Consider the following 22053-nt stretch of genomic DNA (forward strand, 5'->3'; position numbering starts at 1 on the left):
AATGAAAGCGCTAAGACTTTTTGATCTTATACATAGGAGGTTGGCGCATGAACATTCATGAATACCAGGCAAAAGAAATTTTGCGGAGCTATGGCGTATCCGTTCCGAACGGCCGCGTCGCGTTTACGGTCGATGAAGCGGTCGAAGCGGCGAAAGCGCTCGGCACGCCGGTGTGCGTCGTCAAGGCGCAAATTCATGCCGGCGGGCGCGGCAAAGCAGGCGGGGTGAAAGTGGCGAAAAGCTTAGAGGAAGTTCGTACATACGCCGGCGAATTGCTTGGCAAAGTGCTCGTCACGCACCAAACCGGCCCGGAAGGAAAAGAAGTCAAGCGGCTTCTCATTGAAGAAGGATGCGACATTCAAAAAGAATATTACATCGGCCTTGTCGTCGACCGCGCCACCTCGCGCGTCGTCTTGATGGGCTCGGAAGAAGGCGGCACGGAAATCGAAGAAGTGGCGGCGAAAACGCCGGAGAAAATTTTTAAAGAATACATCGATCCGGCTGTTGGGCTGCAGGCGTTCCAAGCGCGCCGATTGGCGTTCAACATCAACATCCCGAAACCGCTCGTCAATCAAGCGGTGAAATTTATGATGGGCTTGTACCAAGTATTTGTCGATAAAGACTGCTCGATCGCCGAAATCAACCCGCTTGTCGTCACCGGCGACGGCAAAGTAATGGCGCTCGATGCGAAATTGAACTTTGACTCCAACGCCCTTTATCGCCATCCGGACATTTTGGAGTACCGCGATTTGGACGAGGAAGACCCGAAAGAAATCGAAGCGTCGAAATATGACTTGAACTACATCGCCCTTGACGGCAACATCGGCTGCATGGTCAACGGCGCCGGCTTGGCGATGGCGACGATGGACATCATCAAATATTACGGCGGCGAGCCGGCCAACTTCCTCGATGTCGGTGGCGGCGCCAGCGAGGAAAAAGTGACGGAAGCGTTCAAAATCATTTTGTCCGATCCGAACGTGAAAGGCATTTTCGTCAACATTTTCGGCGGCATTATGAAATGCGACGTCATCGCGAGCGGCATCGTCGCAGCGACGAAGCAAGTCGGCTTGACGCTTCCGCTCGTCGTTCGCCTCGAAGGAACGAACGTCGAGCTCGGGAAAAAGATTTTAGAAGAGTCGGGCTTGAACATTACGGCGGCGGAATCGATGGCGGACGGCGCGCAAAAAATCGTCGAGCTAGTACGTTAAGAAAGCGAGGGAGACACGTGAGCGTTTTTGTCAATAAAGACACGAAAGTGATCGTGCAAGGGATTACCGGTTCGCAAGGGCTGTTTCATACAAAACAGATGATTGAATACGGAACGAACATTGTCGGCGGGGTCACGCCGGGCAAAGGCGGCACGGAAGTCGAAGGCGTGCCGGTGTTTGACACCGTTTCGGAAGCGGTCGAAAAAACGGGCGCGAACGCTTCGGTCATTTACGTTCCGCCGGCGTTTGCCGCCGATGCGATCATGGAAGCGGTCGATGCCGGGCTCGATCTCGTCGTCTGCATCACCGAAGGCATTCCGGTGCTTGATATGGTGAAAGTGAAACGGTACATGGAAGGCAAAAAGACGCGCCTCATCGGCCCGAACTGCCCGGGCGTCATCACGCCGGAGGAATGCAAAATCGGCATTATGCCGGGCTACATCCATAAAAAAGGGCATGTCGGCATCGTCTCGCGCTCCGGCACGCTGACGTACGAGGCGGTTCACCAACTGACGCAAGCCGGCATCGGCCAGTCAACGGCGGTCGGTATCGGCGGCGACCCGGTCAACGGCACGAACTTCATCGATGTGCTGAAGGCGTTTAACGAGGACGAAGAGACATACGCCGTCATTATGATCGGCGAAATCGGCGGCACGGTCGAAGAAGAAGCGGCTGAATGGGTGAAAGCGAACATGACGAAACCGGTCGTCGGCTTCATCGGCGGGCAGACGGCGCCTCCGGGCAAACGGATGGGCCATGCCGGCGCGATCATTTCCGGCGGCAAAGGCACGGCTGCGGAAAAAATCAAAAAAATGACCGAATGCGGCATCAAAGTGGCGGAAACGCCGGCCGTCATCGGCGAAACGCTCATTTCCGTCCTGAAAGAGCGCGGCTTGTACGAAAAATGCAAAACGCATTAATGTTCCTGCCCCGCACCCTTGCGTGCGGGGTGCTGTTTATCCTGTTGCGAGAAAGGGGAATACGATGTACGATACGGTTCGCGACCGGCTCATCCATCTCCACCATTGCCGTGGGGCGGGATGGAAGACGATTCAGGCGCTGTTGGCCGCTGATGCTACGCTTTCTGCTCCATTTTCGCTCTCTCCCTCTGCCCTCCGCTCCCTTGTCCCGCTCTCCGATGCGCAATGGAACGCCTTTTTCCACGACTTGCATGCCATCGATATGCAGCGGCTGCTGCAAGCATACCACAGCCGGGGCATTCGCCTCATCACGTTATGGGACGCCGACTATCCGCCGCTGCTAAAGCATATCCACGCGCCGCCATGGGTGCTGTACGCGAAAGGGAACCTCGCTTTGCTTCAACAAGTGAAGCTGATCAGCATCGTCGGAACGCGACATCCGACGAAAGAAGGGATCGCCGCGTTGGAAAAACTGGTGCCGCCGCTCGTTTCCGCCGGTTTTACGATCGTGAGCGGACTGGCCTTTGGCATTGATGTTTGCGCCCATCAACTGGCCGTCCGGCACGGCGGCACGACGATCGCGGTCATCGCCGGCGGGCTTGACCACGTTTATCCAAAGGCCCACCGTTCCTTTGCCCGGCAGCTCATGGAAGAACATCTCGTGATCGCTGAACACCCGCCGGCAACAAGACCGCAGCCGTGGCAGTTTCCGGCTCGCAACCGCATCATCAGCGGATTGTCGCTCGGCACGATCGTCGTACAAGCCCGGGTGAAAAGCGGCTCGCTCATCACCGCCGCGTATGCGCTCGAGCAAGGGCGCGAAGTGTTCGCCGTCCCCGGTCCGATCGGTTTGGCCGAATCCGCTGGCCCGAATACGCTCATTCAGCACGGGGCCAAACTAGTGCAACAAGCGGACGATGTGATCGCTGAATTCCCGTACTTGTAGCGATCATGTTTGACAAATGTGGCCATAATCATTAATAATAATGAAGATTTCAATTTACCTCCTAGGGGTGGAAGATCGATGTCAGACTACTTAGTTATCGTCGAGTCGCCAACGAAAGCGAAGACGATCGAACGATACTTAGGAAAAAAATATACGGTCAAAGCTTCGATGGGCCACGTCCGAGACTTGCCAAAAAGCCAAATGGGCGTTGATATAAACCGCGGCTATGAGCCGAAGTACATTACGATCCGCGGCAAAGGCCAGGTGATTAAAGAGCTGAAAACGGCGGCGAAAAAAGCGAAAAAGGTGTTTCTTGCCGCCGACCCGGACCGCGAAGGAGAGGCGATTGCTTGGCATTTGGCCAACATGCTCGATCTCGACATCCATTCGGATTGCCGCGTCGTGTTCCACGAAATTACAAAAGACGCCATTCAACAATCGTTTCAACAGCCGCGCGCCATCAATATGAACCTAGTGGACGCCCAGCAGGCGCGGCGCGTGCTCGACCGACTCGTCGGTTACAATATCAGCCCGCTCCTATGGAAGAAGGTGAAAAAAGGGTTGAGCGCCGGCCGCGTACAGTCGGTCGCCCTGCGCCTCATCATCGAAAGGGAAAAAGAAATTCGCGAATTCCGTCCGGAAGAATATTGGACGATTCAAGCGGTGCTGCAAAAAGGCACGGAAACGTTCACCGCCTCCTTTTACGGCATCGATGGGCAAAAGCGCGACATAAAGACGGAAGAAGACGTGAAAGCGGTGCTTTCCCGCTTGCAAGGGAATTCGTTCACCGTCAAAACGGTCGCCAAGCGCGAGCGCAAGCGCAGTCCAGTGCCGCCATTTACCACGTCGTCACTGCAGCAGGAAGCGGCGCGCAAGCTCAATTTCCGCACGAAAAAAACGATGATGGTCGCCCAGCAGCTGTATGAAGGAATCGACCTCGGCGGCGAGGGGACCGTCGGTTTGATTACATACATGCGCACCGATTCAACGCGCATCGCCGAAACGGCGCAGCGGGAAGCGGCGGCATACATCGAGGCGGCGTTTGGCGCTTCGTACGTCAACCAAGAAAAACGGAAGGAAAAGAAAAGTACCAATGCCCAAGATGCCCATGAAGCGATTCGTCCGACATCAGCCTTTCGCGATCCGGAAAAAGTAAAGCCGTATTTGACGCGCGATCAATTCCGGCTCTATAAATTGATTTGGGAGCGATTCATCGCCAGCCAAATGGCAGCGGCCGTCCTTGACACGATGAGCGTGGAGCTGGAAAACAACGGCGTCATGTTCCGCGCCAACGGGTCAAAGGTCAAGTTTCCGGGCTTTATGAAAGTATACATCGAAGGATCGGACGATCAGACGGAGGAACAAGACCGGCTGCTGCCGAACTTGGAAGAGGGAGAAACCGTCAAGAGCGAAGCGATTGAACCGAAGCAGCATTTCACCCAACCGCCGCCGCGTTACACAGAGGCGCGCCTCGTGAAAACGCTGGAAGAGCTCGGCATCGGCCGTCCGTCGACGTATGCGCCGACGCTTGATACGATTCAAAAGCGCAACTACGTCGTCTTGGAAAACAAGCGGTTCATTCCAACGGAGCTTGGCGAAATCGTTGTTGAGCTGATGCTCGAGTTTTTTCCGGAAATTATCGATGTCGAGTTTACGGCGAAAATGGAAAAAGAATTGGATGAAATCGAAGAAGGAAAAGTGGGCTGGATCGAAGTCGTCGACGAGTTTTACCGCGAATTTGAGAAACGGCTGAAAGTAGCGGAAAAAGAGATGCGCGAAGTGGATTTGAAAGATGAGCCGGCCGGCATCGATTGCGACGTGTGCGGCAGTCCGATGGTGTACAAAATGGGCCGCTTCGGCAAGTTTATCGCCTGTTCGAATTTTCCAGAATGCCGCCATACGAAGCCGATTTTGAAGTCCATCGGCGTCAAGTGCCCGAAATGCCGTGAAGGCGAAATCGTGGAGCGCAGCAGCAAGCGGAAGCGAGTGTTTTATGGCTGCGATCGCTTTCCGGACTGTGACTTTGTTTCTTGGGACCAGCCGCTCGCTCGTCCGTGCCCAAAATGCGGTGGGCTGCTCATTGAGAAAAAATTGAAAAAGGGCGCGCAAGTGCAATGCACGGCGTGCGACTACGAAGAACGGCCGGACGTCTAAACAGGCGCCGGCCACAATTCAGAATTTTATAAAAAATAGTTGCGCTTTTATGCCATCGTATGGTACGATGAAGGAGCCGCTGCGAGGTGAGGCAATGGAAAATTCGAAACTTGTATTACAATTGTTCCTGGAATATTTACAAATCGAGAAAAATTATTCACAATATACTATTGTGTGCTACCGGCGCGACATTGAGCAGTTTTTGCAGTTTATGAGCGCCGAGGGGATCGGTCGGCTTGAGGACGTGGCCTATAGCGATGTCCGCTTGTATTTGACGAAGCTGTACGGGCAAAAGCTATCGAGCCGTTCGATCGCCCGCAAAATTTCGAGTTTGCGCAGCTTTTACAAGTTTTTGCTGCGCGAGGGGCGGGCGGCTGAAAATCCGTTTGCGTTTGCGGCGCTGCCGAAAAAAGAGCAAACCATTCCGAATTTTTTATATCCACAGGAATTAGAAGCGCTCTTTCTTGTCAATGATGAGAATACCGCTCTTGGCCAGCGCAACGCGGCGCTGCTTGAGCTGTTGTACGCGACAGGTGCCAGGATTAGTGAATGTTGTCACATTCAATTGTCCGACGTCGATTTCCAAGCGCAGACCGTATTCATTCACGGCAAAGGAAACAAGCAGCGCTACGTCCCGTTCGGGCGCGCGGCTTGTGAGGCGCTCACACGGTATATCCACGGCGGGCGGCGCGAGCTCACGAAAACGTTGGCGGCAGATCACCGCTATTTGTTTGTTAACGCCCGCGGCAACCCGCTCACGCCTCGAGGGGCGCGGTACGTTTTCGAACGGATCGTGGAAGCGGCGGCGCTGACGCAGCAGATCAGCCCCCACGTGCTGAGGCACACGTTTGCGACCCATTTGCTCAACAACGGAGCCGACCTTCGCTCCGTGCAGGAGCTGCTCGGCCACACGCATTTGTCATCGACCCAAGTGTATACGCATGTGACGAAAGACCGGCTTCGGCACATTTATTTGCAGGCGCATCCGCGGGCGTAGGCCCGCCGGCAGGGAGGGGACAATGATGGGAACTTTTCATGCGACGACGATTTTTGCCATCCGCCATAACGGGGCAGCGGCGATGGCGGGCGACGGCCAAGTGACGTTCGGCAATGCGGTCGTCATGAAACAGACGGCCAAAAAAGTGCGGCGGCTGTTTCAAGGAAACGTGCTTGCCGGGTTTGCTGGCTCGGTCGCTGATGCGTTTACGCTGTTTGAGATGTTCGAAGGCAAGCTCGAGCAGTTCAATGGCAACTTGCCGCGCGCGGCGGTGGAATTGGCGAAAGAATGGCGGAGCGACAAAGTGCTGCGCCGCCTTGAGGCGATGTTGATCGTGATGGACAAAGACCATCTGTTGCTTGTCTCCGGCACCGGCGAAGTGATCGAGCCGGACGATGGCATGCTGGCGATCGGTTCGGGCGGCCACTATGCGCTCGCCGCTGGACGCGCGTTAAAGAAGTATGCCGGCGGCTCGCTGACCGCCAAAGATATCGCCAAGGCAGCGCTCGAGATTGCCGCTGACATTTGCGTCTATACGAACGGCCATATCATAGTGGAAGAGCTGTAAAAAGGAGGAGGCCGATGATGGCGGAAACATTGACCCCAAGGCAAATTGTCGAGAAGCTCGATCAGTTTATCGTTGGGCAAAAAGAGGCGAAAAAAGCGGTGGCGATCGCCCTCCGCAACCGGTACCGCCGCAGCTTGCTCGATGAAAAATTGCGCGATGAAGTGATGCCAAAAAACATTTTAATGATCGGGCCGACCGGGGTCGGAAAGACCGAGATCGCCCGCCGGCTCGCGAAACTCGTCGGCGCCCCGTTTATCAAAGTCGAGGCGACGAAATTTACCGAAGTCGGCTATGTCGGACGCGATGTCGAATCGATGGTGCGCGACTTGGTGGAAACATCGGTCCGGCTCGTCAAAGAGCGGAAAATGAACGAGGTGAAAGACCGGGCCGAGCAGCAGGCGAACAAACGGCTCGTTGAATTGCTTGTCCCCGGCAAACCGAAACAGACGATCAAAAACCCGCTTGAGCTGCTGTTCGGGGGACAGACGACCCAACAAGACAGCAGCTACAGCCATGAGGACGAGCAAGTCGAGCGAAAACGGCGCCAAGTCGCCTGGCAACTCGAAAACGGCCAGCTCGAAAACGAGATGGTGACGATTGAAATCGAGGAGCAGCCGCCGATGTTGTTTGACTTTTTGCAAGGGGCGGGCATCGAGCAGATGGGCGTCAATATGCAAGATGCGTTAAGCAGCCTCATGCCGAAGCGGCGCAAAAAGCGGCGCCTGAAGGTGAGCGAAGCGCGAAAAGTGCTCATCAACGAAGAGGCGCAAAAGCTGATCGACATGGATGAAGTGACGCAAGAAGCGATTCGCCTTGCCGAGCAGTCCGGCATCATTTTTATCGATGAAATCGACAAAATCGCCCGCAGCGGGGCGGTGTCCGGTTCGGCCGATGTCTCGCGCGAAGGGGTGCAGCGCGACATTTTGCCGATTGTCGAAGGTTCGACCGTTATGACGAAATACGGGCCGGTCAAAACGGACCACATCTTATTCATCGCCGCCGGGGCGTTCCATATGGCGAAGCCGTCCGATTTGATCCCCGAGCTGCAAGGTCGTTTCCCGATTCGCGTCGAACTGGCGAAACTTTCCGTCGATGATTTCGTAAGAATATTAGTCGAGCCGAACAACGCCCTCATCAAACAGTATCAAGCTCTTTTGGCCACGGAAGGTATAAATCTTGAATTTTCTGACGATGCTATTCGTAAGATTGCCGAAGTGGCGTTTGAAGTGAATCAGACGACCGACAACATCGGCGCGCGCCGGCTGCATACCATCTTGGAAAAACTGCTTGAAGAATTGCTGTTTGAAGCGCCGGACATCGGCATCGACAAAGTCGTCATCACGCCGCAGTATGTCGAGCAAAAGCTCGGCGACATCGTCAAAAACAAAGATTTAAGCGAGTTTATTTTGTGAGGAGGAGATGAAAACGATGAATTTATTAGAAAAAACGCGAAAAATTAACGCGATGCTGCAAAAAGCAGCCGGGCGGCCGGTCAATTTCAAAGAAATGGCCGAAACGCTTTGCGAAGTGATTGAAGCCAATGTGTTTGTCGTTAGCCGCCGCGGCAAGCTGCTCGGCTTCGCCATTAAGCAATCGATTGAAAACGAGCGGATGAAACGGATGCTCGAGGAGCGGCAGTTTCCGGAAGAATATACGAAAAACTTGTTCAACATTACGGAAACGTCTCCTAACATTGATATTAACAGCGAATATACAGCGTTTCCAGTGGAAAATCGTGACTTGTTCAAAACCGGCTTGACGACGATCGTCCCGATCAACGGCGGCGGGGAACGGCTCGGCACCCTCATTTTGTCGCGTCTTGACCGCGAGTTTGATAACGACGATCTCATTTTGGCCGAATACGGAGCGACGGTCGTCGGCATGGAAATTTTGCGGGAAAAGGCGGAAGAGATCGAGGAAGAAGCGCGCAGCAAAGCAGTTGTGCAAATGGCGATCAGCTCGCTGTCTTACAGCGAACTTGAAGCGATTGAGCATATTTTTGAAGAACTTGACGGAACGGAAGGGCTGCTTGTCGCGAGCAAAATCGCCGACCGCGTCGGCATCACCCGTTCGGTTATCGTCAACGCCTTGCGCAAGCTTGAGAGCGCCGGGGTCATTGAATCGCGTTCGCTCGGCATGAAAGGAACGTACATTAAAGTATTGAACGATAAATTTTTAAGCGAACTGGAAAAATTGAAATCAAGCTAAACGGCGTGGCCGTCTCAACCCGCTAGGGATTTTTGCCTAGCGGGTTTTTGTTTCCAGAGGCCGGTGATTCAATCGTGCATACCGCTTCCTACCATCGTTTCTCAAATCGAAAAACCTTGCAACACTGCACACTTTTCCTCATCGATCAAAGGAAACCAATCGTTTTCACCAGCCTTCGAACAACGACAAAAGGGCGAAAAATAGTACCAAGTTCCGGCTATACAGGTCGTTCTCTTTCCCGTAAAATGAAAGCTAGCAGAAATTGTCGAAAAATAGGATAAAAGAGGGGATTCCATTGTCGTTGTTCTCATCGACGATCCACTGGCTCGAGCAAGGACTCCGTTACGCTTCGCTCCGCCAGCAGGCGATTGCTGACAACATCGCCAACGCCGATACGCCGGGCTATAAGGCGAAAGACGTGCGATTTCAGGCGGAACTTGAGCGGGCGCTTCAGTTTGAAGCGAAACGGACGAACCCGAAGCATTTTCCGTTTTCGAGTGAACAAAGCGGAAAAATCATCGTGACGACCAACGCCAACATGAGTTACAATCATAATGGAAATAGTGTCGACATTGATCAGGAAATGTCAAAATTAGCAGAAAACCAAATTTATTACAACGCGTTGGTTGACCAGATTAGTGGGAAGTTCGCAACGCTAAAAACGGTGATCAAAGGAGGGAAATAGACGGTGTCGATGTTTCAAAGCCTGAACATCTCCGCTTCGGCGCTCACGGCCCAACGGTTGCGCATGGATGTCATTTCGTCCAACATCGCCAACGTCGATACCACGCGGGCGCGCTTGGTCAACGGCGAGTGGGAGCCGTACCGCCGCAAAGTGGTCATATTTGAGCCGCGCGGTGCTCAATTTTCCAGCTATCTGCAGGCCGCCATCGGACGGGCGGAGCCGGCAGGAGGCGGAGTGGAGGTGCGAGAAATTGCCGAGGATCCCGCGCCGTTTAAGCTCGTGTACGATCCGGATCACCCGGACGCCAACGCCGATGGCTACGTTCGCCTGCCGAACGTGGATCCGCTCAAGGAAATGGTCGACTTGATCGGGGCGACTCGCTCCTATGAAGCGAACGTCACGGCGTTGAACGCCTCCAAAGGCATGCTGATGAAGGCGTTGGAAATTGGGAAATAGTTCGTAAGGAGGATGGGCGATGATCGATGGAGTCAACCGCGTCGGGTTGGGAATGACCGCGGCCGTTTCCTCTCCGGTGAAACCGGCTGTGGCGCAAAAGCAGTTTGCCGCCTTTTTCAAAGAAGCGCTCAACCGAGTCAACGAGGCGCAACTTCAAGCGGATGAGCTAAAGGAAAAGCTCGTTCGCGGGGGAAATGTCCAACTGCACGATGTGATGATCGCAGGGCAAAAGGCGAGCATCGCCCTGCAGCTGACGCTCGAAGTTCGCAATAAGGCGATTGAGGCCTACCAAGAAATGATGCGCATGCCATTGTAACGACCATGAACAGCATTACATATGGAAGCGGCCGCCATCACGACGCGATGGCGGTGGGCAGCTCGATTATCGGGGGAATCGTATGAGAGACAAATGGAAAGAGTGGTGGGGCCGCGCTCGCGCGTTTTGGCAAGAACGGACGAAAAGACAAAAATGGCTCATGCTCGCCATAGCGGCTGCTGCGCTCGCGGCTGCCGGCATCGCGATCTTTTTGGCGACGAGAACGGAAATGGTGCCGCTTTACAGCAACTTGACGCCGCAGGAAGCTGGGCAAATCAAGGCGACACTCGATGAGCGTGGCGTGCCGGCTGAAGTGGTGGACGGCGGCACGACGATTCAAGTGCCAAAAGAGCAAGTCGACGCCTTGAAAGTGGAGCTGGCCGCCGAAGGCATTCCGAACAGTGGGACGATCGACTATTCCTTTTTTGGCCAAAACGCGAGCTTCGGCATGACCGACAACGAGTTTAATATGGTGAAGTTAAAAGCGATGCAGACAGAGCTCGCCAACTTGATCAAAACGATCGACGGCGTGCAAGATGCGAAAGTGATGATTACGCTTCCGCAGCCGAGCGTATTCGTTTCTGATGAAAAAGGAGAAGCCTCGGCTTCCATCGTGCTGAAGACGAAGCCGGGCTACCAGTTTAGCGACGAGCAAGTTCGCGCGCTCTATCACCTCGTCGCGAAAAGTGTTCCCAATCTCTCTACAGATAATATCGTCATCATGAATCAGTTTTTTGAGTATTTTGATTTGAAAAATGACGGCGAAAATTCGACAGGAACGACATTCGCTTCGCAGCAGCAAATCAAAAAACAAATCGAACGCGACATCCAGCGCCAAGTGCAGCAGCTGCTTGGCACGATGATGGGGCAGGATAAAGTCGTCGTTTCCGTGACAGCCGATGTCGATTTCACGCAAGAAAAGCGGGAAGAAAACTTAGTCGCCCCGGTCGATGAGAAAAACAATGAAGGCATTGCGATCAGCGTCCAGCGCATCAAAGAAGCGTATTCGGGAAGCGGGGCGCGCCCGGGCGGCGCGGCCGGAACGGGCACGAACGAAGTGCCGGGCTATCAGTCCGCCAACGGCGACACAAACGGCGATTACGAGCGGACTGAGGAGACGGTCAACAACGAGGTCAACAGAATTAAAAAACAAATCGTGGAAAGTCCGTACAAAATCCGCGACTTAGGCATCCAAGTGATGGTGGAGCCGCCGAAGCCGGATGATCCGAATTCGCTGCCGCCGGAAACGGTCAACGACATTCAAAAGCTGCTAGGGACGATCGTGCGGACGTCGATCGACAAAGGCGAGGGGCAAACGCTCACCGATCAGGACATCAACAACCGTATCGTTGTGTCCGTACAAAAATTCAACGGCAAACCGACGTTTACAGAAACAGCGCCAGCAAGGCCGGCATGGTGGTGGTACGCCGCCGGCGGCGGAGCGCTCTTGCTGATCGCTTTGCTGTTGTTCTTCTGGCTGCGCCGCCGCCGCGAGGACGAAGACGAAGAGGAAGAGTTTCCGCTCGCTCCGTCGATGGCGGAGCCGGAGTTGCCGGAGCCGCCGGAGACGGAGTCGGTGATGCGTCGCCGGCAGCTTGAGCGCTTGGCGAAAGAAAAGCCGGACGAGTTTGCCAAACTATTAAAAACGTGGCTATCGGAAGAGTAGGAGGAACGGCGTATGGCAAAGCGTGAACGGAAAGGCGGGCTGACGGGCAGACAGAAGGCGGCCATCCTCCTCATTTCCCTTGGCCCGGACGTATCGGCCTCTGTCTATAAGCACTTATCCGAAGACGACATTGAAAAATTGACATTGGAAATTTCCAACGTCCGCCAAGTGACGGCCGACCAAAAAGAAGAAGTGCTCGAAGAGTTCCGTCAGCTCGCGGTAGCGCAAGATTACATCGCCCAAGGCGGCATCGCCTACGCGAAAGAAGTGCTGGAACGAGCGCTCGGCCCAGACAAAGCGATGAACATCATCCATCGGCTGACATCGGCGCTGATGGTGCGTCCGTTTGACTTCGCCCGCAAAGCCGACCCGATGCAGCTGTTAAACTTCATCCAAAACGAGCATCCGCAAACGATCGCTCTCATTCTCTCCTATTTGGAGCCGGCGCAGGCCGGGCAAATTTTGTCCGCGCTTCCGCAGGAAATGCAGGCCGATGTCGCCCGGCGCATCGCGCTGATGGACAGCACATCGCCTGAAATTATCAGCGAAGTCGAACAAATTTTGGAGCGGCGGCTGTCGGCAACGTTCGTCCAAGACTACACGCAAGCTGGCGGAATCGAAGCGGTCGTCGAGGTGTTGAACCAAGTCGATCGAAGCACGGAGCGAACGATTTTGGATGCGTTGGAAATACAAGATCCGGAGTTGGCTGAGGAAATCAAAAAACGAATGTTTGTATTTGAAGATATCGTCACGCTTGACAACCGCGCCATCCAGCGCGTCATCCGCGAAGTCGACAACAACGACCTCATGCTGGCCCTGAAGGTGGCAAGCGAGGAAGTGAAAGACGTTGTCTTCCGCAACATGTCGTCGCGAATGGCTGAGACGTTCAAAGAAGAGATGGAATATATGGGGCCGGTTCGGCTCCGGGATGTCGAGGAGGCCCAGTCGCGCATTGTTGGCGTCATTCGCCGCCTTGAAGAGGCCGGTGAAATCGTCATCGCCCGCGGGGGAGGAGATGATATCATTGTCTAATGTGATTAAAGCGCCAACGGTGGCGGCGCGCGCAGGCAAAAAAATCATCGCCGTGCATCATCCGCTCGCCGCCGGTCTTTCAGAAATGGACGGCAGGCACGAGGAAATGGAAGCGGTCGTTGCCGCTAGGGAAGAAGCGGCCGAGCTTCGCCGGCAAGCCGAGCAATATTGCCAGGCGATGCGCGAACAGCTCGCGCGCGAACAAGAGCAATGGCAGGCCGAAAAAGAGCGGCTTATGCAAGAAGCGCGCGCTCAAGGGTATGAAGACGGCTACGCAGCCGGGCACGCGGCGGCGCTCAGCGAGCATCGCGAATGGGTGGAACAGGCGCGGCGCGCGGCGGAGCGGGCGAACAGCGAGTTTTACGCCCGCATCGAAGCGGCGGCGGAGACGATGCTCGAAGTGGCGCTAAAAGCGGCAGAACGCATTCTTGGCGCCGCGCTTGAGAACGATCGGAACGCGTTTTTACCGCTTGTTCTGCAAGCGTTGCAAGAAGTGCGGCGGCAGACGGAAGTAGCCGTTTACGTTCACCCGCATTGCTACGAAATGGTGACGGAACAGCAAGAGCGGCTGAAATCCGTTTTTCCGCAGCGCGTCGATTTGTTCATTTATCCCGATGATACGCTGCCGGAATACGGCTGCCTCGTTGAAACGCCGTTCGGGCGCATTGATGCAAGCGTCGATACCCAGCTGGAACGGCTGCGCGAGGCGCTTTTCCGGCGGTTGAAGGAGGAAACGTCCCCTGAACTGGCAGGCGCTTCTTGATGAAATGGCTGTGGCTGACTTGTATCGGCGATTTGGTAAAGTATCACGCGTCATCGGATTAATGACGGAATCGAAAGGGCCGGAAAGTTCGATCGGCGACCTTTGCTACATTCATGAAGCGAGCGGCCGCCGCAAAATCCCCGCTGAAGTCGTCGGCTTTCATGAGCAGCACGTGTTGCTCATGCCGTTTTCCGCCATGACGCACATCGCCCCGGGCTGTCTCGTCGAAGCAGCTGGCAAACCGCTCGAAGTGCATGTCGGTGAGGCGCTGATCGGCACGGTTTTGGATCCGCTCGGCTACCCGCTTGATGGAAGCGCGCTGCCTTTAGGCGTAAAGCCCGTGTCGGTCGAGCGCGATCCACCCAATCCGCTCACCCGGCCGCCGATCGCCGAGCCGCTTGAAGTCGGAGTTCGCGTGATCGATAGCTTGCTTTCCGTCGGCAAAGGGCAACGGGTTGGAATTTTTGCCGGCTCCGGCGTCGGCAAAAGCACCTTGATGGGGATGATCGCCCGCCATACATCGGCTGATGTCAACGTCATCGCCCTGATCGGCGAGCGCGGCCGCGAAGTGCGTGAATTTTTGGAGCGCGATCTCGGTCCGGACGGCCTCGCTCGCTCGATTGTCGTCGTCGCTACGTCCGACCAGCCGGCGTTGATGCGCGTGAAGGGGGCCTATACGGCGACAGCGATCGCCGAATATTTCCGCGACCAAGGGGCCGATGTGATGCTCATGATGGACTCGGTCACTCGCGTCGCCATGGCGCAGCGGGAGATTGGGCTGGCTGTCGGCGAGCCTCCGACGACAAAAGGCTACACGCCATCCGTGTTCGCCCTGTTGCCCAAGCTGCTGGAACGGGCCGGAACAAACGCGTCCGGGACGATCACGGCCTTTTATACAGTGCTTGTCGACGGCGATGACATGAATGAACCGATCGCTGATGCGGTGCGCGGCATTTTGGACGGCCATCTTGTGCTCGAGCGCCAGCTGGCCAACAAAGGGCACTATCCGGCGATTAACGTGCTGAAAAGCGTCAGCCGCGTCATGCCCCACATCATCAGCGCCGAGCATCGCGAAGCAGCGAATCGGCTTCGTCGCCTTCTGTCCACTTATATGGATTCGGAAGACTTGATTCAAATTGGGGCGTACAAGCACGGATCATCCCGTGAAATTGATGAAGCGATTCAGTTTTATCCGCGCATTATGGCGTTTTGTCGCCAGGAGATCGACGAAAAAACGACTCGCGAGGAAAGCATTGAGGCGCTGTTCCGCCTGTTGTCGGCCGGGTGATGGAGACGTGCGCCATCTTCACGGGGGAAAGGGTGAACAAACGTGATGACGATGTTTCGGTTGCAAAAAATATGGGCGATGAAGGAAAAAGAAAAGCAAGCGGCGCTTGGGGAGTACGAAGCGGCGGTGCGCAAGTTTGAACAGGCGGCCGAAACACTGTACCGGCTGCTGAAGGAAAAAGAACGAGGCGAAGCGGCCCGGGACGAACAGCTGCGAGCCGGCCTGCCCATTGGGGCCATCCGCTATATGCTGCACTATCTCGCCAACATGGAACGGACGATCGATCATTATCAGCTCGTCGTCATGCAGGCGCGCGAGCAGATGCAACGCCGGCAGCGGCGCTTGGTCGAGCTGAACATCGAGGCGAAAAAATATGAAAAAATGCATGAGCGCGCGCAACAATGGGCCAAGCAGCTCGAAAAAGAGGCGGAGCGCCGCTTCTTTGATGAAATGGCCATCCAGCGGTTTGCGCGCCAAGGAGAGTTGTAGATGGCGGGAAGCAACATCGAACAGGAACAACAGACGAGCCGCTGGCAATGGCTCTTGTTCGTCGTGATCATCCCAAGCGTGTTTGCCGCTTTCTTCCTTTTGTTGATTTTGAACGCCGCCGGTGTTGACGCAGCGAGAACGGCAAAGCAATGGGTCACGAACGTTCCGTTTGTTTCGGAGTGGATCGATTGGAAGAAAAAGGAGAAAACGATGCGCGAGGCGATGGCCAAGCAACAAGAAACGATCGCACGGCAAAAACGAACGATCGATGAGCAGCAAAACCAAATTCGCCAGCTCAAAAATGAACTGGCGGCCAAAGAAAAAGAGCTGGCGCGGTTGACGGCCCCCGCCGCCGAACCTGACAAGCCGACGGCTTCCGCTGCTGAGGCTGCGTCTCCTTCCGTCGATGTCGCGAGCCTGTATGGCGCGATGTCAGACAAGCAGGCAGCGGCCGTTTTAGCCGAGCTTTCCGAGAACGAGGCGCTTGATGTGTTAAGCAAGATGGACCGCGACAAAGCGGCGGCGATTTTGGACAAAATGCCGGCGAAACAAGCAGCGAAGCTGTTGTCCTCGCTGAGCAAATCGACGATGGGAGAGGAGGCGGCCCAATGAATGTGACGTTGACAGCCCGTTCGCCGCAGGCCATGGGCGATCAGTCCGCCCCGGCGCCGTCCAAAAAGGAAACCGGGCCCAGCGGGGCATTCGCACAATTGCTCGCACACAAACAGACCGAACCCCTCCCGGTGGAAACCGCGGTGGCGGAGCGGCCCCCTTTGCCGGAAAACAAGGCGGAACAACTCGAAAACAAAGCGGAACAAACCAATGGACAGGGCGGTTTCGAGTGGCTTTCCCTTTTTACTGGCCCGATGATCGGAATTTTCCCGGCGTTCCGTTGTTTACAAACCGGAGATGACCAAATGGTTGTCGCAAGAGAGGGTCAACTCATTTCTCCTCAGCCTGATCGCAAAGGCCAACGTTCATCCATTGACATTGGGGCGCTTGACCTTGGGAGAGAGGGGAGAATGGCCGCGTATGAAGTGGGGCGCTTGGTCGCGATCGTCGAACAGGCATCGAACCACGATAGTAACCGTTTGTCGGCAGAGAGAGCGTCCTATGCTTGGTCATATAAGGCGAACCAAGGGGTTGCTCAGCAGCACGCTGAAACGACATCCATCCCTCTATCTTCTTTGTCGCTTGTGGGAGAACATGAACAACAAGCGCTCGACCCAGTTCTCCCCGTTGATGTCAGCACTACCGTCTCTGCTCACGAGCGGCTTTCGCTTCGCAGAGAGGACGGAGTGCGAACGGATGGACAGGCAGGATTTTCTGCCCATCCGACTTCCTGGTTCTCTCCGCCGCTCGGTTCAGACAGCCAGACGAGTCAAGCGGAAAATGGGCATTCGGATTTTCTTGTTGACCAAGTCGCCCGCGCTTTGCGGTTGGGACGTTGGATGCGGCTCCCGGGAGGGGCGGCGCAGCTCGTCATCCGTCTTCATCCCGAGCATCTTGGCACAGTGACGGTGAAAATGACACACGAGGGCGGGAAGCTGACCGCCAAGCTGCTCGTAGCTAACGATGCGGTCAAAGAGCTCCTTCACGCTCATCTGCCGCAGCTCACCCAGCTGCTTGATGCGAGCCAGATCACGGTTGAAAAGTGGACGGTTTGGACCGATTGGGAGGGCTCTTCGTTGCCGCCGCAGTCCGAGAAGCGCCAAGGCGGCCGCCAACATGATGAATCGCGGCGGGAACAAAAGCGGGAATCATCGCCTTCTTCCCCGTTTGCATTAGACGGGGTGGAGGCGGATGGATAGGAGGATGAAAAATGGCGACAAACGCCATTGATTCGAATTTGTGGCTAGCTAACGCCGCTCAGCCGGAGTCGAAAACGGGAAATCGAATTTTAGGGAAAGACGACTTTTTAAAAATTTTGCTCGCTCAGTTGCAAAACCAAGATCCTCTTAATCCGATGGAAGATAAAGATTTTATTTCGCAAATGGCGAGTTTTTCTTCGCTTGAGCAAATGATGAATATTGCCGATTTGATGCAACAATGGATGCAAACGAGCCACCGCGATATGCTTTTGCGCTATAGTGAATGGATCGGCAAAACGGTTTCTTGGCTGGATGGTAGTGACGTCAAACAAGCGGTTGTTCAATCTGTCCAACAAAAGGACGGACAGGTGGTTTTAGGGCTTGAAAATGGTGCGATGATCGCGGCCGATGAAGTTATCAAAGTCGAACAAACATCGTAAAGGGGAGAGAAATCGATGCTTCGTTCCATGTATTCGGGCATTGGTGCCATGCGCAATTTCCAGACGAAACTGGATGTGATCGGAAACAATATTGCCAATGTCAACACGTACGGTTTTAAAAAAGGAAGAACGATTTTTAAAGATTTAATGAGTCAAACGATCTCCGGGGCGAGCGCTCCAGGCGCTGGCCGCGGCGGAACGAATCCAAAACAGGTGGGGCTTGGCGCCCAGCTGGCCGCCATTGACACCGTTCACACTCAAGGAAGCTTGCAAACAACGGGTCGGGTGCTTGATTTGGCCATTTCCGGCGACGGATTTTTCGTCATCGGCGATTCGTCCGGAAACAATCGTCTGTATACGAGAGCAGGAAACTTCTATCTTGATTCACAAGGCTATATTGTGAATGCGGATGGCCAGTACCTGCTCGGTCAGACGGGGGCGGCAGCGGGATTGAGCCCGATCCGAATTCCTGCCGATGCCAAAAGTTTAAGCATCGGGGCGGATGGAGCCGTTAACTATGTCGATGCCTCTGGTGCACTGCAACAAGCAGGACGGATTCAATTGGCGAAATTCGTTAATAACGATGCGTTAGAAAAAGTAGGGAACAACTTGTTCCGTGACACAGCCAACTCCGGCCAGCCGACAACAGGGACGCCCGGTACGGGGGGAACCGGAGCGATTGTCTCCGGAGCGCTGGAAATGTCCAATGTCGATTTAGCGGAAGAATTTACGGAGATGATTGTTGCCCAGCGCGGCTTCCAAGCGAACACGCGCATCATTACCACCTCGGATGAAATTTTGCAAGAGCTCGTGAACTTGAAAAAATAGAATAGGAGGTAGGGCGTGAGCGGCTTTCTCTCGCCCGCTTTTGCCGATGATTTCATTGACGAAGCTCAACGGCAAACGGTTTACGCTCAATGCGCTGTACATTGAACAAGTTGAAGCGTTTCCCGACACGACTGTAACTTTGACAAACGGAAAAAAATTCGTCGTCCGCGAAACGGTTGAGCAAGTGACGGCGCTCGCAAGCGAATTTTATCGGCAAATCGGCATGTTTCGCTTATCGGGAGCAGGAGGATTGGACAGTGAAAGGGAATAAGGCAATAAAACTGATGATTGTTTTGTTGGCGGTCATCGCCTTGGCCGGCACAGCGGTGCTGGTGGCGGTGACGAAGATGGGGAATGCCAAAGAGCAGGAGGCGCCGAGCGCTGACGAACTGGCGGAAAGCTCGATCGACATTCCGGAGATGACAACGAATTTAGCCGATGGCCGCTATATTAAAATCGCATTTAAAATCCAAACGGATAGTGACAAAGCGCGGGCAGAGGCGGAGAAGCGCGATTTTCAAATTAAGGATGTGATCATTGAACAACTGGCGGAAATGAAAGCGGCCGATTTTAAAGGAAAAGAAGGAATGGCGGCGTTAAAAGAACGGCTGAAGCGTGACATCAATGGGTTGATGCAGGAAGGGAAAGTAGAGAATGTCTACATCACTTCCTTTATCCTCCAATAGCCTGCCGACTAAAGGGGGGAAGGTGAGATGACAGCCGGGGAAGTATTGTCACAAAGCGAAATTGACGCGCTGTTGGCCGCGCTTTCCACCGGGGAAATGAGCGCGGAAGAGTTGAAAAAAGAAGAAGAAGGACGGCGCGTCAAAGCGTACGACTTCCGGCGGGCGCTTCGGTTTTCGAAAGACCAGATTCGCAGTTTGACGCGCATTCACGAAAACTTCGCCCGCCTGTTGACGACGTTTTTTTCCGCCCAGCTGCGCACGTATGTGCAAATTTCGGTCGCTTCGGCCGATCAGATCCCATACGAAGAGTTCGTCCGCTCCATTCCGAAGATGACGGTGATCAACGTCTTCGAGGTGCCGCCGCTGAATGGCCACGTGCTTTTGGAAGTCAACCCGAATATCGCCTATGCCATGTTGGATCGGGTGATGGGCGGACGCGGCGTTGGCATGGACAAAGTGGATCAGCTGACGGAGATCGAAACGCGCATCATGTCCAATTTGTTTGACAAAGCATTTGTCCACTGGCGTGATGCGTGGGAGTCGGTGGCTGAGGTCGATCCGCTGTTTGTCGATTTTGAAGTCAATCCGCAGTTTTTGCGCATGATTGCGCCGAATGACACCGTTGTCGTCATTTCGCTCAACACGCAAGTTGGTGAAGCGCGCGGCATGATGAACGTTTGCATTCCGCACGTCGTGCTCGAGCCGATCATGCCGCGGCTGTCGGTGCATTATTGGATGCAGGCGCAAAAAAGGGATCGTTCCCCCGAGGAAGCGAAACAGTTGGAACAGCGCGTCCGTGCGGCCAAGCTGCCGATCATTGCCGAGCTCGGCACCGCGTCCATTACGATCAATGAATTTCTTCAGCTCGAGGTCGGCGATGTGATCCAACTTGAGCAGTCCATCCATGAACCGCTGGTCGTCAAAATCGGCCATATCCCGAAATTTATCGGCCAGCCCGGCAAGCGGAACAAAAAGCTGGCGGTGCAAATTTTAGCGATGAGCGAGGGGGACGGAGACAGCCATGATGAATGATGGAATGCTTTCACAAGATGAAATCGATGCGTTGTTGCGCGGAATGGGCAACAGTGAAGGGATCCCGGCGCTTCATGACATCTTTTCTCCACTGGAACAGGACGCTATTGGGGAAATTGGGAATATTTCCTTCGGCAGTTCGGCCACGGCGCTGTCAATGCTCTTGAATCAAAAGGTGGAAATCACGACGCCGAACGTGTCCGTGATTGAACGGTCGAAAATCGCCGATGAATTCCCCCATCCGTATGTCGCCATTCAAGTCAACTACACGGACGGGTTTCTCGGAACGAATTTGCTCGTCATCAAGCAGCATGATGCGGCGGTGATCGCCGATTTAATGCTGGGCGGCGACGGAACGGCGGTGAATGATGAGCTTGGCGAGATTCAATTGAGCGCGGTTCAAGAAGCGATGAATCAAATGATGGGGTCGGCAGCAACATCGATGTCGACGGTTTTTGGCAAGCGAGTGGACATTTCTCCGCCGACGCTTCATCTTCTTGATTTGTCCGAAGGAAAAGGGCTGGAGTATTTACCGGATGAGGAGTTTTTCATTAAAGTGTCCTTCCGGTTGAAGGTCGGTGAGTTGATCGACTCCAACATTATGCAGCTGTTGCCGGTGGATTTCGCCAAGGAATTGGTTGGCTTGCTGCTTGGGTCTCCTTCCGAGCCGAAAGATGTGGAAGAGCGGACGGAGCCGGCGCACGCGCGCGCCATGCCCGCTGATGGGCCCGAGCCTGCTCCGACGCCGGCGAATGTGGGGGGAGCGATGGTTTCCCAGCCCGCCGGCCGGCCGGGACAAGCTTCGGCCGAGCGCGTGAAGGAAGCGGACGTTCGGCCTATCCAAACCGCCGATTTTGCTGAATTTGATGCTCCGTCGTTAGCGGCTGCTGAGACGCGCAATTTGGAACTGCTGTTTGATGTTCCGCTGCAAGTGACGGTGGAGCTCGGGCGGACGAAACGTTCCGTTCAAGAGATTTTGCAGCTGTCAACGGGGTCCATTATTGAATTGGACAAACTGGCCGGGGAGCCGGTTGATATTTTTGTCAACAATAAGCTGATTGCCAAAGGCGAAGTCGTCGTCATCGACGAAAACTTTGGGGTGCGCATCACCGATATTATGAGCCAAAGCGATCGGTTAAAACGGCTAAAATAACAGGCATGCAGGAGGTAGGAATCATGGCAAGAGTGCTTGTCGTTGATGATGCGGCGTTTATGCGCATGATGATCAAAGACATTTTGACGAAAAACGGCCACGAGGTGGTCGCGGAAGCAGCTGACGGGCGGCAGGCGGTCGAAAAGTATAAAGAGACGCGCCCCGACATCGTGACGATGGACATTACGATGCCGGAGATGGACGGGATCGCCGCGCTCAAAGAGATCAAAAAAATCGACAGCAACGCCAAAGTCATTATGTGCTCAGCGATGGGGCAGCAAGCGATGGTCATTGACGCCATTCAAGCCGGAGCGAAAGATTTCGTCGTCAAGCCGTTCCAAGCTGACCGCGTCATTGAAGCGATCAACAAAACGATCGGGTAGGCGGCCAACGGTGAATATCGTGCC

Annotated in this window: 25 protein-coding genes; all 25 read left to right on the top strand. The window is 54.7% G+C overall.

All coding sequences use genetic code 11. From position 1 onward, the window contains the following. Nucleotides 1-47 precede the first annotated feature (47 nt). The 25 genes from sucC (at nucleotide 48) to GC56T2_RS05945 (ending at nucleotide 22029) form a co-directional block, all read left to right on the top strand. On the top strand, nucleotides 48-1208 hold the full coding sequence (sucC, locus tag GC56T2_RS05825) for an ADP-forming succinate--CoA ligase subunit beta (RefSeq protein WP_144973710.1): 1161 nt from the start codon (nucleotides 48-50) through the stop codon (nucleotides 1206-1208). A gap of 17 nt (nucleotides 1209-1225) precedes the next feature. Continuing rightward, on the top strand, nucleotides 1226-2128 hold the full coding sequence (sucD, locus tag GC56T2_RS05830) for a succinate--CoA ligase subunit alpha (protein ID WP_144973712.1): 903 nt from the start codon (nucleotides 1226-1228) through the stop codon (nucleotides 2126-2128). A gap of 64 nt (nucleotides 2129-2192) precedes the next feature. Next, nucleotides 2193-3074 (top strand): DNA-processing protein DprA, encoded by an 882-nt coding sequence (gene dprA / locus GC56T2_RS05835; RefSeq protein WP_144973714.1) that lies wholly within the window; start codon nucleotides 2193-2195, stop codon nucleotides 3072-3074. Between the two features lie 78 nt (nucleotides 3075-3152). Then, nucleotides 3153-5228, top strand: a complete 2076-nt coding sequence (gene topA / locus GC56T2_RS05840) for a type I DNA topoisomerase (RefSeq protein ID WP_144973716.1) — start codon at nucleotides 3153-3155, stop codon at nucleotides 5226-5228. A 94-nt stretch (nucleotides 5229-5322) separates the two neighbouring features. Beyond that, nucleotides 5323-6225: a tyrosine recombinase XerC gene (xerC, locus tag GC56T2_RS05845; protein ID WP_144973718.1), complete on the top strand. Its 903-nt coding sequence runs from the start codon at nucleotides 5323-5325 to the stop codon at nucleotides 6223-6225. A 25-nt stretch (nucleotides 6226-6250) separates the two neighbouring features. After that, complete coding sequence (hslV, locus tag GC56T2_RS05850; RefSeq protein ID WP_033022994.1) at nucleotides 6251-6793, top strand: ATP-dependent protease subunit HslV; 543 nt, start codon at nucleotides 6251-6253, stop codon at nucleotides 6791-6793. 17 nt (nucleotides 6794-6810) lie between these two features. Beyond that, nucleotides 6811-8205 (top strand): ATP-dependent protease ATPase subunit HslU, encoded by a 1395-nt coding sequence (hslU, locus tag GC56T2_RS05855; protein ID WP_144973720.1) that lies wholly within the window; start codon nucleotides 6811-6813, stop codon nucleotides 8203-8205. A gap of 16 nt (nucleotides 8206-8221) precedes the next feature. Next, nucleotides 8222-9001 (top strand): GTP-sensing pleiotropic transcriptional regulator CodY, encoded by a 780-nt coding sequence (codY, locus tag GC56T2_RS05860; protein ID WP_011230715.1) that lies wholly within the window; start codon nucleotides 8222-8224, stop codon nucleotides 8999-9001. A 295-nt stretch (nucleotides 9002-9296) separates the two neighbouring features. Beyond that, entirely contained in the window at nucleotides 9297-9686 is a 390-nt protein-coding gene (gene flgB, locus GC56T2_RS05865; RefSeq protein ID WP_144973722.1) for a flagellar basal body rod protein FlgB, read from the top strand. 3 nt (nucleotides 9687-9689) lie between these two features. Continuing rightward, entirely contained in the window at nucleotides 9690-10142 is a 453-nt protein-coding gene (gene flgC, locus GC56T2_RS05870) for a flagellar basal body rod protein FlgC (RefSeq protein ID WP_033022999.1), read from the top strand. 19 nt (nucleotides 10143-10161) lie between these two features. After that, nucleotides 10162-10458 carry a flagellar hook-basal body complex protein FliE gene (gene fliE, locus GC56T2_RS05875; RefSeq protein ID WP_144973724.1) on the top strand — a complete coding sequence of 99 codons (297 nt, stop codon included), beginning with the start codon at nucleotides 10162-10164 and terminating at the stop codon, nucleotides 10456-10458. 82 nt (nucleotides 10459-10540) lie between these two features. Then, nucleotides 10541-12124: a flagellar basal-body MS-ring/collar protein FliF gene (fliF, locus tag GC56T2_RS05880; protein ID WP_144973726.1), complete on the top strand. Its 1584-nt coding sequence runs from the start codon at nucleotides 10541-10543 to the stop codon at nucleotides 12122-12124. Nucleotides 12125-12136: 12 nt separating this feature from the next. Beyond that, nucleotides 12137-13156, top strand: a complete 1020-nt coding sequence (fliG, locus tag GC56T2_RS05885) for a flagellar motor switch protein FliG (protein ID WP_144973728.1) — start codon at nucleotides 12137-12139, stop codon at nucleotides 13154-13156. Continuing rightward, nucleotides 13140-13919 (top strand): flagellar assembly protein FliH, encoded by a 780-nt coding sequence (fliH, locus tag GC56T2_RS05890; RefSeq protein ID WP_144973730.1) that lies wholly within the window; start codon nucleotides 13140-13142, stop codon nucleotides 13917-13919. The genes fliG and fliH overlap by 17 nt, the downstream gene beginning before the upstream one ends. Nucleotides 13920-13923: 4 nt before the next feature. Further along, a complete protein-coding gene (fliI, locus tag GC56T2_RS05895) occupies nucleotides 13924-15207 on the top strand; it encodes a flagellar protein export ATPase FliI (protein ID WP_255516027.1) in 1284 nt (427 codons plus the stop codon). A gap of 42 nt (nucleotides 15208-15249) precedes the next feature. Beyond that, a complete protein-coding gene (gene fliJ / locus GC56T2_RS05900) occupies nucleotides 15250-15696 on the top strand; it encodes a flagellar export protein FliJ (protein WP_144973734.1) in 447 nt (148 codons plus the stop codon). Next, a complete protein-coding gene (locus tag GC56T2_RS05905; RefSeq protein ID WP_144973736.1) occupies nucleotides 15697-16308 on the top strand; it encodes a MotE family protein in 612 nt (203 codons plus the stop codon). It begins immediately after the preceding gene. Then, nucleotides 16305-17507: a flagellar hook-length control protein FliK gene (locus GC56T2_RS18065; RefSeq protein ID WP_255516028.1), complete on the top strand. Its 1203-nt coding sequence runs from the start codon at nucleotides 16305-16307 to the stop codon at nucleotides 17505-17507. Before GC56T2_RS05905 ends, GC56T2_RS18065 begins: the two co-directional genes overlap by 4 nt. Before the next feature lie 11 nt (nucleotides 17508-17518). Then, nucleotides 17519-17947 (top strand): flagellar hook assembly protein FlgD, encoded by a 429-nt coding sequence (gene flgD, locus GC56T2_RS05915; RefSeq protein ID WP_144973738.1) that lies wholly within the window; start codon nucleotides 17519-17521, stop codon nucleotides 17945-17947. A 15-nt stretch (nucleotides 17948-17962) separates the two neighbouring features. Beyond that, the gene (flgG, locus tag GC56T2_RS05920) at nucleotides 17963-18775 is read left to right on the top strand and encodes a flagellar basal body rod protein FlgG (protein ID WP_144973741.1); all 813 of its coding nucleotides are present in this window, start codon (nucleotides 17963-17965) and stop codon (nucleotides 18773-18775) included. Nucleotides 18776-18821: 46 nt separating this feature from the next. Then, nucleotides 18822-19046, top strand: coding sequence for a flagellar FlbD family protein (locus GC56T2_RS05925; protein WP_033023261.1), 225 nt, complete (start codon nucleotides 18822-18824; stop codon nucleotides 19044-19046). Then, nucleotides 19033-19461 carry a flagellar basal body-associated protein FliL gene (gene fliL, locus GC56T2_RS05930; RefSeq protein ID WP_144973743.1) on the top strand — a complete coding sequence of 143 codons (429 nt, stop codon included), beginning with the start codon at nucleotides 19033-19035 and terminating at the stop codon, nucleotides 19459-19461. Before GC56T2_RS05925 ends, fliL begins: the two co-directional genes overlap by 14 nt. Before the next feature lie 27 nt (nucleotides 19462-19488). Further along, the gene (gene fliM / locus GC56T2_RS05935; RefSeq protein WP_144973745.1) at nucleotides 19489-20493 is read left to right on the top strand and encodes a flagellar motor switch protein FliM; all 1005 of its coding nucleotides are present in this window, start codon (nucleotides 19489-19491) and stop codon (nucleotides 20491-20493) included. Then, nucleotides 20483-21646, top strand: coding sequence for a flagellar motor switch phosphatase FliY (fliY, locus tag GC56T2_RS05940; RefSeq protein ID WP_144973747.1), 1164 nt, complete (start codon nucleotides 20483-20485; stop codon nucleotides 21644-21646). The genes fliM and fliY overlap by 11 nt, the downstream gene beginning before the upstream one ends. Nucleotides 21647-21669: 23 nt before the next feature. Then, nucleotides 21670-22029 (top strand): response regulator, encoded by a 360-nt coding sequence (locus GC56T2_RS05945; RefSeq protein ID WP_033023025.1) that lies wholly within the window; start codon nucleotides 21670-21672, stop codon nucleotides 22027-22029. The last annotated feature ends 24 nt before the right edge of the window (nucleotides 22030-22053 follow it).

The organism is Geobacillus sp. C56-T2 (assembly GCF_007829715.1).
Lineage (GTDB): Bacteria > Bacillota > Bacilli > Bacillales > Anoxybacillaceae > Geobacillus > Geobacillus icigianus.

Bases quoted from the DNA above. Each gene is read 5' to 3' on its own strand.
- sucC (WP_144973710.1), top strand. From the start codon at position 48: ATGAACATTCATGAATACCAGGCAAAAGAAATTTTGCGGAGCTATGGC.
- dprA (WP_144973714.1), top strand. From the start codon at position 2,193: ATGTACGATACGGTTCGCGACCGGCTCATCCATCTCCACCATTGCCGT.
- topA (WP_144973716.1), top strand. From the start codon at position 3,153: ATGTCAGACTACTTAGTTATCGTCGAGTCGCCAACGAAAGCGAAGACG.
- xerC (WP_144973718.1), top strand. From the start codon at position 5,323: ATGGAAAATTCGAAACTTGTATTACAATTGTTCCTGGAATATTTACAA.
- hslV (WP_033022994.1), top strand. From the start codon at position 6,251: ATGGGAACTTTTCATGCGACGACGATTTTTGCCATCCGCCATAACGGG.
- hslU (WP_144973720.1), top strand. From the start codon at position 6,811: ATGGCGGAAACATTGACCCCAAGGCAAATTGTCGAGAAGCTCGATCAG.
- codY (WP_011230715.1), top strand. From the start codon at position 8,222: ATGAATTTATTAGAAAAAACGCGAAAAATTAACGCGATGCTGCAAAAA.
- fliE (WP_144973724.1), top strand. From the start codon at position 10,162: ATGATCGATGGAGTCAACCGCGTCGGGTTGGGAATGACCGCGGCCGTT.
- fliF (WP_144973726.1), top strand. From the start codon at position 10,541: ATGAGAGACAAATGGAAAGAGTGGTGGGGCCGCGCTCGCGCGTTTTGG.
- fliG (WP_144973728.1), top strand. From the start codon at position 12,137: ATGGCAAAGCGTGAACGGAAAGGCGGGCTGACGGGCAGACAGAAGGCG.
- fliH (WP_144973730.1), top strand. From the start codon at position 13,140: ATGATATCATTGTCTAATGTGATTAAAGCGCCAACGGTGGCGGCGCGC.
- fliI (WP_255516027.1), top strand. From the start codon at position 13,924: ATGGCTGTGGCTGACTTGTATCGGCGATTTGGTAAAGTATCACGCGTC.
- GC56T2_RS05905 (WP_144973736.1), top strand. From the start codon at position 15,697: ATGGCGGGAAGCAACATCGAACAGGAACAACAGACGAGCCGCTGGCAA.
- GC56T2_RS18065 (WP_255516028.1), top strand. From the start codon at position 16,305: ATGAATGTGACGTTGACAGCCCGTTCGCCGCAGGCCATGGGCGATCAG.
- flgD (WP_144973738.1), top strand. From the start codon at position 17,519: ATGGCGACAAACGCCATTGATTCGAATTTGTGGCTAGCTAACGCCGCT.
- flgG (WP_144973741.1), top strand. From the start codon at position 17,963: ATGCTTCGTTCCATGTATTCGGGCATTGGTGCCATGCGCAATTTCCAG.
- GC56T2_RS05925 (WP_033023261.1), top strand. From the start codon at position 18,822: ATGATTTCATTGACGAAGCTCAACGGCAAACGGTTTACGCTCAATGCG.
- fliM (WP_144973745.1), top strand. From the start codon at position 19,489: ATGACAGCCGGGGAAGTATTGTCACAAAGCGAAATTGACGCGCTGTTG.
- fliY (WP_144973747.1), top strand. From the start codon at position 20,483: ATGATGAATGATGGAATGCTTTCACAAGATGAAATCGATGCGTTGTTG.
- GC56T2_RS05945 (WP_033023025.1), top strand. From the start codon at position 21,670: ATGGCAAGAGTGCTTGTCGTTGATGATGCGGCGTTTATGCGCATGATG.